Here is a 628-nt window from a genome sequence, read left to right as displayed (position 1 = left end):
CCAACGATTGGAACGAGAAGATGGGCGCGTCGCTGCGCTATCCCGCCGATCACGCCGCTTTCCTGAAACGCTGCCACGACGAGGGCCAGACGAGGCCGACGCCACTTCTCCTGCAATACGGCCCTGGCGACTTCAACTGCCTGCACCAGGACCTTTACGGCGCGCTCGCCTTTCCGCTGCAGGTGGCGATCCTGTTGTCCGAGCCCGGCGAGGATTTCACCGGCGGCGAATTCGTGCTCACCGAACAGCGCCCGCGCATGCAAAGCCGCGCCGAGGTGGTGCCGCTGAAACGCGGCGACGCGGTAGTATTTGCGGTGCACAACCGACCGGTGCAGGGCACGAAGGGATATTACCGGGTGAATCTCAGACACGGAGTCAGCCGGTTGAGATCAGGACGGCGGCATACAGTCGGAATTATCTTCCACGACGCGAAGTAGGGCGCAGCGCCGTTCCTCGCCCCCGCCGAGGCGGGGGAGAGGTGTCCGCGAAGCGGACGGAGAGGGGGTCTTCGTAGGGCGCTCCCCCTCTCCGTCTCGGCTTCGCCGAGCCACCTCTCCCCACTTCGTGGGGGCGAGGAACCTTCATCCTGCGGCGCTTCTGCCTCTTCCCCTGCCGCCCTCATTCGCGT

General features: G+C 65.6%; 1 protein-coding gene. It reads left to right on the top strand.

The window, feature by feature from the left end:
* Nucleotides 1-437 (top strand): 2OG-Fe(II) oxygenase (locus EOA28_RS37760; RefSeq protein ID WP_148671212.1); only part of this gene is annotated, 437 nt, incomplete at its 5' end.
* Between the last annotated feature and the right edge of the window lie 191 nt (nt 438-628).

The organism is Mesorhizobium sp. M2A.F.Ca.ET.067.02.1.1 (genome assembly GCF_004023285.1).
Classification (GTDB): domain Bacteria; phylum Pseudomonadota; class Alphaproteobacteria; order Rhizobiales; family Rhizobiaceae; genus Mesorhizobium.
This window is presented reverse-complemented; position numbering and strand designations above follow the sequence as displayed.